Annotated in this window: 9 protein-coding genes, 1 tRNA gene and 3 pseudogenes; 8 read left to right on the plus strand and 5 right to left on the minus strand. The window is 67.4% G+C overall.

Translation table 11 applies throughout. The features are described from left to right. Positions 1-95: transposase (locus HLA95_RS25915; RefSeq protein ID WP_222183311.1), on the minus strand; the 95-nt coding region annotated here is incomplete at its 3' end. 103 nt (positions 96-198) lie between these two features. On the opposite strand from HLA95_RS25915, the pseudogene HLA95_RS25920 reads away from it, so the two are divergent. The 3 pseudogenes from HLA95_RS25920 to HLA95_RS25930 form a co-directional block, all read left to right on the plus strand. Beyond that, a pseudogene (locus tag HLA95_RS25920) lies at positions 199-451 on the plus strand (transposase); the annotation flags it as partial. Positions 452-519: 68 nt separating this feature from the next. Then, a pseudogene (locus HLA95_RS25925) lies at positions 520-1,609 on the plus strand (transposase). A 17-nt stretch (positions 1,610-1,626) separates the two neighbouring features. Further along, positions 1,627-2,474, plus strand: a pseudogene (locus tag HLA95_RS25930) (IS3 family transposase); the annotation flags it as partial. Between the two features lie 256 nt (positions 2,475-2,730). Here HLA95_RS25930 and HLA95_RS25935 read toward each other — a convergent pair. Further along, positions 2,731-2,806 (minus strand) — tRNA-Arg (locus HLA95_RS25935). Between the two features lie 62 nt (positions 2,807-2,868). Here HLA95_RS25935 and HLA95_RS25940 point away from each other — a divergent pair. Further along, on the plus strand, positions 2,869-3,315 hold the full coding sequence (locus HLA95_RS25940) for a DMT family transporter (RefSeq protein ID WP_191060114.1): 447 nt from the start codon (positions 2,869-2,871) through the stop codon (positions 3,313-3,315). 31 nt (positions 3,316-3,346) lie between these two features. Here HLA95_RS25940 and HLA95_RS25945 read toward each other — a convergent pair whose 3' ends face one another. Both HLA95_RS25945 and HLA95_RS28665 read right to left on the minus strand, forming a co-directional pair. Next, entirely contained in the window at positions 3,347-3,904 is a 558-nt protein-coding gene (locus HLA95_RS25945) for a type 1 glutamine amidotransferase domain-containing protein (protein WP_191060115.1), read from the minus strand. Positions 3,905-3,973: 69 nt separating this feature from the next. Further along, the gene (locus HLA95_RS28665) at positions 3,974-4,837 is read right to left on the minus strand and encodes a peptidoglycan-binding protein (protein ID WP_191060116.1); all 864 of its coding nucleotides are present in this window, start codon (positions 4,835-4,837) and stop codon (positions 3,974-3,976) included. A 131-nt stretch (positions 4,838-4,968) separates the two neighbouring features. Here HLA95_RS28665 and mtnA point away from each other — a divergent pair, with 131 nt between their 5' ends. After that, positions 4,969-6,066 (plus strand): S-methyl-5-thioribose-1-phosphate isomerase, encoded by a 1,098-nt coding sequence (mtnA, locus tag HLA95_RS25955; protein ID WP_191060117.1) that lies wholly within the window; start codon positions 4,969-4,971, stop codon positions 6,064-6,066. 364 nt (positions 6,067-6,430) lie between these two features. Here the strand turns inward: mtnA and HLA95_RS25960 are convergent, their stop codons facing one another. After that, on the minus strand, positions 6,431-7,201 hold the full coding sequence (locus HLA95_RS25960; RefSeq protein WP_222184987.1) for an SDR family oxidoreductase: 771 nt from the start codon (positions 7,199-7,201) through the stop codon (positions 6,431-6,433). Between the two features lie 254 nt (positions 7,202-7,455). Here HLA95_RS25960 and HLA95_RS25965 point away from each other — a divergent pair, with 254 nt between their 5' ends. From HLA95_RS25965 to HLA95_RS25975, 3 genes are all read left to right on the plus strand, one after another. Continuing rightward, entirely contained in the window at positions 7,456-8,424 is a 969-nt protein-coding gene (locus tag HLA95_RS25965) for a hypothetical protein (protein WP_222184989.1), read from the plus strand. Between the two features lie 125 nt (positions 8,425-8,549). Then, positions 8,550-8,837 carry a toxin-antitoxin system TumE family protein gene (locus HLA95_RS25970; protein ID WP_191061968.1) on the plus strand — a complete coding sequence of 96 codons (288 nt, stop codon included), beginning with the start codon at positions 8,550-8,552 and terminating at the stop codon, positions 8,835-8,837. Further along, on the plus strand, positions 8,834-9,178 hold the full coding sequence (locus tag HLA95_RS25975; protein WP_191061967.1) for an HVO_A0114 family putative DNA-binding protein: 345 nt from the start codon (positions 8,834-8,836) through the stop codon (positions 9,176-9,178). Before HLA95_RS25970 ends, HLA95_RS25975 begins: the two co-directional genes overlap by 4 nt. Positions 9,179-9,248 lie beyond the last annotated feature (70 nt).

The following is a 9,248-nucleotide window of genomic DNA, read 5'->3' on the forward strand; positions in this document are numbered from 1 at the left end:
CCGTGCTTCCGGCAGATCTCGGCAACCGGCAGCCCGGCCTGACCCTCCTTCAGGATCCCGATGATCTGCTCTTCGCTGAACCGGCTCTTCTTCATCGTCCGTCTCCTGATCGACGGACCCTAGCTTCAGACCGAAGGCATTTCAGGGGGCAAGGTCAGCCCTCTTCGTAGCTAGAGTCCGTCGATCAGGAGACGGATGATGAAGAAAAGCCGGTTCAGCGAGGAGCAGATCATTGGGATCCTCAAGGAGCAGCAGGTCGGGCTGGCCGGTCGTCGAGGTCTGCCGCCGCCACGGCATCAGCGACGCGACCTTCTACACTTGGCGCTCGCGCTACGGCGGCATGGAGGTTTCTGCTGCCCGTCGCCTGAAGGCGCTCGACGAGGAGAACCGCAAGCTCAAGAAGCTACTAGCCGAGGCCATGCTCGATGTGGCGACGCTACGCGAGGCGCTAAAGCATTTTATGTTTGCACGAGTGCGAGTTTCGCTGGAGCTTTCACGATCAGAGTGGAGGCGGCAGCGATGGCGGCACCTTTGTCCCAGGATCTGCGTCGGCGGCTGGTGCAGGCGATTGAAGCCGGTACCTCGGCCCGTCAGGCGGCGGCCCGTTTTGCGGTGAGCCCGACAGCGGTGCATCGGCTGATGCGGCGGGTGCGGGCGACCGGGAGCATCCAGCCAGCCAAGATCGGCGGCTATCGCAAGCCCTTGCTGACCGGGCACGAGGATCTGCTGCGGGCACTGGTGACCGGCCATAAGGGCATCACCCTGGCAAGGATCCAGGCCGAGCTGGTCCGCCGTGGCATCGAGGCGGGCTCGTTGACGACGATCTGGTCGACCCTGCGCCGGTTTGGGCTGTCGCACAAAAAAAGACGCTGAGGGCGCTCGAGCAGGATCGGCCGGACGTGGCCAGGCATCGGCAACGCTGGCGGATCTGGCAGCGCCATCTCGACCCTGCCGCCTTCGTGTTTCTGGATGAGACCAGCGCCAGCACGAACATGGTCAGCCGGTATGGTTGGTGGCCGAAAGGCCAGCGTCTGGTGGATGCCACCCCGCCTTCATGCCGCTTTGCGACATGTCCCTCCGGGGGATCGGGCTTTGCCCGATGGCCACTGGAAGATCACCACCTTCCTCGCTGGCCTGCGCTCCAGCGGCATCATCGCACCGCTCGTCCTGGATGGCGCCATGACCGGCCCGACCTTTCGGGCTTATGTCGAGCAAGTGCTCATACCTGTTCTCACACCTGGCGATGTGGTGGTGATGGACAATCTCGCCGCTCACAAGGTAGCCGGCGTCCGGGAGGCCATCGCCGCTGCCGGCGCCAGCATCCTCGGACCCTGGCCTCGGGCCGGCGGCGCCGGACCCGGGGCTGCCGCCCTACTCACCCGACCTCAATCCATGATCCGGCAGCAGCCGGATCATCCGCACCCTGCAAGGGACCGGTCCAGCAGGACCGGAAGGCGAGCAGTTATTCGCCAAGCTCAAGACCCTCCTGCGTCACGCCGCCGCCCGACGCCGTGACACCCTCTGGAGCACCATTGGTCATCTGCTCGCTTCCTTCAGCGCCACCGAATGCGCCAACTACCTCAAAAATGCTGGATATGTAGCTAACTAAACCTGAAATGCTCTAGGGAAAGACTTCTAACGCCTGGCGCACGGAGAATGGCCGTGACTTGGGCGATCGAGGAAAAGAGCTACTCGCAGCGCCGGGCCTGCGGGCTGATCGGCTTGGCGCCGAAGACGTACCGCTACACTTCTACGCGGCCCGACGACGTGGGCGTGCGGACACGTCTGCGCAGCTTGGCACGTCAGCGACGCCGGTTGGGCTACCGGCGCTTGTTGATCCTGCTGTGCCGCGAGGGCGTGCACCTCAACCACAAGAAGCTGTTCCGCCTCTATCGGGAGGAGCGGCTGACGGTCCGGCGGCACGGCGGGCGCAAACGTCCGCTGGGCACGCGGGCGCCGATGACGTTGCCGCAAGGGCCGAACGAGCGCTGGTCGCTCGACTTCGTCTCCGACGTGCTTTCCGATGGCCGGCGCTTCCGCCTGCTCGTCATCGTGGACGACCACATCCGCGAGCGCCTCGCGCTGGTCGCCGGCACCTCGCTCTCGGGCCGGCGGGTGGTGCGCGAACTCGATCGCCTGATCGAGTACCGCGGCCGGCCGCTGATGATCGTCTCCGACAACGGCACCGAGCTGACCTCCCACGCGATCCTGCACTGGCAGCAGGAGCGCGGCACTACATCCCGCCGGGCAAGCCGCAGCAGAACGGCTTCGTCGAGAGTCTGAACGGACGCTTCTGCAACGAGTGCCTGAATGAGCACGTTTTCGCCGGCCTGCCGGCAGCGCGTCGCCTCGTCGAGGCGTGGCGCATCGACTACAATCTCCACCGGCCGCACACGAGCCTGGGCGGCCTCACCCCGAACCAGTTCGCAGCCCGGTCCAGACAGGGCCAGAACCAGAACGGGCTCTGGTTATGAACGGGGGCAAGTAGGGGCAAGATCAGCCCCACAGGTGACTGCCACGGGAGGGCGATCATACAGCAAGCAAGAGCCTGATTGGGGTCAGAGCCTAGCTTGGATCGCGCGACGCACTGTCTCTGTTGTGGTGGCGTGGGCGTGAAGAACTTGGCCCATAGCTCGTCCTTCCAGGAAGGTGGCCTAAGCATAGCACTAGACTGGACTGCTGCCGAAGGGCCCGGCAGTACCGTACCTTCGGTTCTCACTTTTTCGGAAATGGCGCGCCCTGCAGGGATCGAACCTGCGACCTACCGCTTAGAAGGCGGTTGCTCTATCCGCTGAGCTAAGGGCGCGGCTGGCGCACTCTAGCGGCAGCGGCCATGCTAGGCGAGGGTGCCGGTTCGGAGAGTGCGGCTTGATTCAGTTTCTGCTGGGGGCGTGGATCGCGGTCATGGGGGCCGGGATCTCGATGCAGCCCCTGCTCAACGCCCAGGTGGCCTCGCGGGCCGGGCACCCGATCTACGGAGCCCTGATCTCGGTGTTCGTCAGCACCTGCCTGATGGCGGTGCTGGTGGTGGCGGGGCGGCTGCCGGCGCCCAATCTGCGCGAGCTCCTGGCGGGGCCCTGGTGGATGTGGATCGGCGGGATCATCGGGGCGCTCTATGTGCTGGCGGCGCTGATGGCCACGCCTAGGCTGGGGGCGGCGACCACGGTGGCGATCTTCATCGCCGGCCAGCTGATCGCCTCGATCCTGATCGACCATTTCGCCCTGCTGGGCGTGCCGGGCCACCCCATCGACCTGCCGCGCCTGATCGGCGTGGCGATGCTGGCGGGCGGGGTGGTGTTGATCCGCTGGGTCTAGCCGGGCCTCGGGCCGGCCGGCTTCGGGAAGTTCAGGCGGCGCGCTGGTGGCGGCCTTCCTGCACTTCCTCGACGATCTTGCCGACGAAGGCGTCCAGGTCCTCCGGCGAGCGGCTGGTGATGATGCCCTGGTCGACCACCACCTCCTGGTCGACCCAGTTGCCGCCGGCATTGGCGACGTCGGTCTTGATCGACTGGAACGAGGTGACCTTGCGGCCGCGCAGGGCGTCGACCTCGACCAGCAACCAGGGGCCGTGGCAGATCGCGGCCACCATCTTGCCGGACGAGAGGAACTGTCTGATCAGGTCCACCGCCTTGGGCTCGGTGCGCAGCTTGTCCGGGTTGATCTGGCCGCCCGGGAGCACCAGGGCGTCGTAATTGTCGACCTTGGCCTGGTCGATCGAGAGGTCGACCGGGACCGTCTCGCCCCAGTCGGTCTCGTCCCAGCCGCGGATCTCCTGGCCGGACGGGGAGGCGATCTCGACCCTGGCGCCGGCCGCGCGCAGCTTGTCGCGCGGCACGACCAGTTCGGACTGCTCGAAGCCGTCCGTGGCCATGATCAGGATGCGGGCCTGGTCGATCTTGGGCATGGTCGTTCCCTCCAGTTGGACCGGGGAACGAGACCGGGAGGGCCGGGTTCCTTTCTACAGCAGGCTGGTTCAGGCCGAGCGCAGGTCCGGGCGGGCGCGGATCGCGGCGTCCAGCTCGCCCGCCGGCCAGACCGGGTCGTCGATCAGGCGGAAGCCGTGCAAAAAGGCGTCGGCGAAGCGGCCGAAGCCGTGGCTGCCGCCGTTCACCAGCCGGCGGATGCGCAGGAGGTCGCCGTCCAGCACGGCCTCCTTGATCTCCCGCTCGTGGGGCTGGAGGAAGGCAGCGAGGATTTTCGCCGCGGTCTCGGGCTCCAGGGCCCTTGCGGGGTCCTGGACCAGGGCCAGGCCCATGCCCAGCGCCTTGCCGATCGTCGTGTAGTTGGCCCGGCCGGTCAGCTGGACGAAGCCGCGGCCGCGATAGCGCTCGCCGTCGGGCCGGCCGCGATTGCCGAGATCCGCGCGGTGGTCGTAGAGGTCGAAGGGCTTGCCGCCAGGCGAGGTGTTGAAGCGCGACACCCGCTCCTCGATCGGCAGGAAGCCTTCGGTCTCGGCGCGGATCGTGGCCAGTGCCGTCAGGATCATGGGCTTGTCGGCGATGCCGGAGGCCTTGAGCGCCGTCAGGACGAGCGGGAGGAAGCGGGCGATATTGCCGACCGGGGTGGCCGGGAACATCTTCGCCACCAGCTCGGCGGAGAGGAAAAGGCAGGGCTCGGTCTTGTGCAGGATCCCGGCCGGGTCCAGGCGCAGCCGCGTCTTCAGCCCATAGACGCCGTCGGGCAACAGGCCCTGGGCGCGCTGGAAGGCGATCAGCGCCGCTTCGGTGGCGGCACCGAAGATCCCGTCGGCGGGGCCAGGGCGGAAGCCGCGCAGGTTCAGGCGCTCCTGCATGCGCCGGACCTCGGGGCCGCGGTCGGTGAAGCGGAGGGTGATCATGACGGAGTTCCTCGGCTGCGGGTGTTGAGGTTGATATTCCTATAATATGACCATAGTCCGGCTTGCAACCACGCCGTTGCCATCCCCACATGCCGCCCGTATCCAGCGGCCGAGAAAGTGGCACAAACGACATGCGCATCGAGGGGCGTCCCTACCGCACCATCTGGACCGAGGCGGACCGCAAGGTCCGGGTGATCGACCAGACCCGGCTGCCCCACGAGTTCGTGGTGGCGGACCTGCCCGACCTGGAGGCCGCGGCGGCGGCGATCGAGACCATGCTGGTGCGCGGGGCGCCGCTGATCGGCGGGACCGCCGCCTATGGCATGGCGCTGGCGATGCTGGCCGACCCGTCCGATGCGGGCGTGGAGCAGGCCTACCAGCGGCTGATGCGCACTCGGCCCACTGCGGTGAACCTGCGCTGGGGGCTGGAGCGGATGCGCGCGGTACTGCTGGCCGAGGCGCGGTCCGGGCGGGTGGACCGGGCGTTTGCCGAGGCGGCGGCGATCTGCGACGAGGATGTGGAGATCTGTGCGGCGATCGGCCGGCACGGGCTGGACCTGATCCGCGAGGTGGCGAAGCGCAAGGGCGGTGGGCCGGTCAACGTGCTCACCCACTGCAATGCCGGCTGGCTCGCCACGATCGACCGCGGTACCGCCACGGCACCGGTCTATGCGGCGCGCGAGGAGGGGATCGACCTGCATGTCTGGGTCGACGAGACCCGGCCGCGCAACCAGGGCGCCTCGCTCACCGCGTACGAGTTGCTGCACGAGGAGGTGCCGCACACCATCATCGCCGACAATGTCGGCGGGCATCTGATGCAGCACGGCCAGGTGGATCTGTGCATCGTCGGCACCGACCGCACGACGCGGACCGGCGACGTCGCCAACAAGATCGGCACCTATCTCAAGGCGCTGGCGGCCGATGCGAACGAGGTGCCGTTCTACGTGGCCCTGCCGTCGACCACGATCGACTGGCGGATCCGGGACGGGGTGAAGGAGATCCCGATCGAGCAGCGGGCGGACCGCGAGCTCACCCATGTGACCGGGCGCGATGCCCTGGGCAAGCTGCACACGGTGCAGATCACCAATCCCGGCAGCCCCGGCGGCAACTGGGCGTTCGACGTGACGCCGGCGCGCTATGTGACCGGGCTGATCACCGAGCGCGGCGTGGCGGCGGCGAAGGAGGAAAGCCTGGTCGCGATGTTCCCGGAGCAGGCGAAGGGCGGCTGAGGCTCGCCTCTTCCTTTCCTGATGTCATCCCCCGCGCGGGCGGGGGATCCACTGGCGCAAGCCGTCCACGGTTGATCCCCCGCCTGCGCGGGGGATGACGGGAGAGAGCGGGGGCCGGCTCCGTTCCCGGTGGTTCCTGTCGCCCGACACGCACCAACCCGATTTTGCTATGTGGTTAAAACGGCAAGGGTTTCTGCCGTTCTCGGGTTCGTTTGTGCAAAAACGCGTTTTCAAGTTCGGTGTCGCGCGTCGTTGAAGGCATCCTGCGGGGCGGACGGCACAGGATAGCATGAACAGGCCTGTAGTCCCATGCCCCGGAGGCCGGCTCAGAGGCCGGCCATGACGAAGGGAAGGCGGGGCCGGCTCAGAAGGTTTCGGAGGTGATCACCTCGGTCATCGCCTTCATGCCGGCCATCAGGCCGCCATCGACCGGGAGGACGGCGCCGCTGATGCCGGATGCCAGGTCGGAGGCCAGGAACAGGACGGCGCTGGCGACCTCGTCGGGCTCGACCATGCGGCCGATCGGGTAGTGCCGGCCCAGGCGCTCGACGATGGTCGGGTCCTTCTCGATGCGGCGGTTCCAGGCGGGCGTGCGGGTCGAGCCCGGGCAGACGATGTTGGCGCGGATGCCGAAGCGGCCCTGCTCGGTGGCGATCGCCTTGGTGTAGGCGACGAGGCCAGCCTTGGCCGCAGCATAGCCGGGATTGCCGAAATGCATGAGCGCGTTGACCGTGCCGATCGTGACGATCGAGCCGCCGCCCGTCTCGCGCATGGCGGCCAGGACCGGGGTGGTCACCTGGAAGGTGCCGGTCAGGTTGAGGGCGACCTCCTCGTCCCATTTCTCGTGGGTCATGTCGGTCAGCGTCTCGGCGCGGGCACCCCCCGCGTTGTTGACCAGCACCTTGATGGGCCCCACCGCCGCGCTGGCCGCCGCGATCGCGGCCTCGGCGCCCGCGCGGTCGCCCATCTGGAAGGCGGCGGAGAACGCGATGCCGGGCAGGTCGGCCAGCATCTCGGGCGTGCGGTCGAAGGCGATCACGGCCGCACCGGCCTCGACGAACCGGGCGACCAGGCGCCGGCCGATGCCGCCGCCGGCACCGGTGATGGCGACGGGGCGGGACGCGAACTGGAACATCGAGGGCCTCTCGCTGGGCAGGGCCGGGACCGGCCGGGCGCAGAGGTCCATAGCGGCCCGGACGGCCGGACGTCGAGGCGGTCCAGGCCGAAGGTGGTGCCGGAAGGACACAGTGCCTTGGTTCGACGGCCGCATTCGGCAGCCCGACGGCAACCATGACCGGAAACAATGGTTGAACGGGTTTGAAGTTCCTGACCGCCGACAATGCATGAATGGCGGCATCATAATGTAGAAAGGGGAGGCGGATGCTCAGGTTGATCCGGAAACATGCCCGTGGCCTTGGTGCCGTCGCCTGCTCGGGCGCTCTCTGCCTCGGCTTTCTCGGCCTTTCGCCCGTGCAGGCCAGCCAGAAGGCACCGGCCTTCAAGATCTACTGGCAGATGAACTGGACGAACGGCGTCACGGCCAAGGCGCCCACCGCGGCGCAACTGGCCGCCTGCGGGATCGAGCAGGTGCCGCTGATCACGGAATCGATGATCTTCGGCAGCACCATGCCGCGCTACCATCAGCCCCTGGACCTGGCAGGCGCGCCGCTCAAGGCCGCGACGCGGAAGATCGCGGACGCCACCCCGGCCAACAAGCTGGTGGCGCTCAACGTCGAGAAGCAGGGCTGGATGATCAAGCTGGCCGACCCGGCCGCGGCGCGCAAGGCCGACCAGTACACGCGGCTGATGACCCACCTGCGCAGCCAGCCCGCCATCAAGGCCAAGGGTACGCTGCTGGGCTATTTCGGTCAGGCGCCGATCAACGACTATTTCGGCTACATCACCGGCCGCTCCCAGGTCGCGAGCAACCTCGCCACCAACACGTTCGCCATGCGGATCGCGGCGGCCAGCGCGGTCCTGTTCCCGCAGATGTACACCCGCTACCGGGAAACCGGCAGCAAGGGCTGGGTCGCCCGCGCCGAGGGGATCATGCGGCTGATCCGGAAGGACTGGCAGCCGAAGATCGGCAAGAAACCGGTCTATCCCTATCTCTGGCCGCAATACCACGACCGGGCCAGCGACCCGAAGATCCGCAAGAAGCTGCTGGGCAAGGGGGTGTTCCGGACGCAGCTGGATACGCTGAAGCGGCTGGGGGCGGATGGCGTGGTGATCTGGGGAACGCTCGGGGAGGACGGGTCCGGCCACAAGCGGGCCAGGTGGGAGAAGGACATGGACTGGTGGGTGGAGGCCAAGCAGTTCATGAAGGCGAACGGGTATCCGGGGTGTTCGGTCCGGTAGGCAGACGGCACAAGCCGGGCTGTGCGGCAGGAGCACCCGGGGCCATGTCGCTCCGATGTTGTTGGAGTGATTGACAACGGAAGGGCTGTTGGTACCATCTCCAACATGCCGGCGTCACATCCAACATGAAGGCAACCCTGCTCCTGCGCATGCGCCTGGTGCTGACGGAGACCGCCTTTGTCGAGGCGGTGGTCTGGCAGGTGCCGGAGCCGGTGCGCGGCAGCAGGCACGGCTTCAAGTACCGGCTGGCGCTGGTCGCAGATGGGAACTGCGTGCTGCGCTACGACAACGAGGCCGGCAAGGGCGACCACAAGCATCTGGGCGACGTCGAGGTGCTCTACCGTTTCCGCGGCCTGGACGAGCTGCAGGCGGATTTCTGGGCGGACGTCGAAGCATGGAGGAACCGCCAGTGACCACGCTGACGCTTGGGCTTGCATCGGTCGAGCAGGGCAGGGAGCGGCTGGCGGCGGCATTCCGTGGCGAGGCGCAGGGCCACCACATCGCTTTCGCCTCCGTCGAACTCCTGTGGAAGGTCCTGACGGCCAAGCGCTGGGAACTGCTCCAGGCCATGACCGGACAGGGAGCCATGTCGATCCGCGAGGTGGCGCGTCGCGTGGGGCGGGACGTGAAGGCGGTGCATGGGGATGTCCATGCGCTACTCGATGCAGGAGTCCTGGATCGCGGGGACGGTGGCCGGGTCGTATTTCCTTACGATGCGGTGCATGTCGACTTCACGCTGCGCACGGCGGCGTAAGAGCCTGTTTGAGAATGGGTTGCTGAGCCAGAACGGCTGTGGTGGAAGCTCGGGATGTGGACCCGAGAGA

Origin of the sequence: Geminicoccus harenae, assembly GCF_019800005.1 — a bacterium.
Classification (GTDB): Bacteria; Pseudomonadota; Alphaproteobacteria; order Geminicoccales; family Geminicoccaceae; genus Geminicoccus; species Geminicoccus harenae.